General features: G+C 47.6%; 2 pseudogenes. Both read left to right on the top strand.

From position 1 onward, the window contains the following. Positions 1 to 122, top strand: a pseudogene (locus R7Z50_RS31330) (hypothetical protein); the annotation flags it as partial. Positions 123 to 199: 77 nt separating this feature from the next. Continuing rightward, positions 200 to 508, top strand: a pseudogene (locus R7Z50_RS31325) (alpha/beta hydrolase); the annotation flags it as partial.

Raw genomic sequence — 508 nt, 5'->3', positions numbered from 1 at the left:
TACGTGCTATCGACCAAGAGCTAGGGAAAACTGCAGTAGGCAGCACGCAATTCCAAGAGTGTTTCTTTGCGCACTGCCAAGTGCCTGAAATTGCAGAATATGTGAAGTCGCTACTAGACTAAGCACTCATTTTATCGGGAAATAGGTTAAGGCCAGCCATTGAGCTGGCTTTTTTTGTTTTTAAGCCGGAGAGAATGCCATGCACGTTGCGCCGATTACATCACTACAGACTTGGTTTCCTGAGCATCTCGTTTTGCCTTTGTGGTCTGAGCCTCAAATCCCCTCCCATCTGGTGCAAAGTTATCAAGAAAGAAATCCGAACGAGTTGTTACCAGATCGCGCTGTGTTTGACATCACGCATCCAGAAATTGTCGTGTTTGAACCAGAGCAATCCAACGGGATTGGTATTTTATTGATGCCCGGTGGTGGTTATCAGCGAGTCTCGGTGGATAACGAAGGGGCAGACAGCGCACGCGTGTTGAACCAAGCAGGTTTTACCGTGTTTGTG

Source organism: Vibrio sp. 1249-1, assembly GCF_033340495.1.
This window is presented reverse-complemented; position numbering and strand designations above follow the sequence as displayed.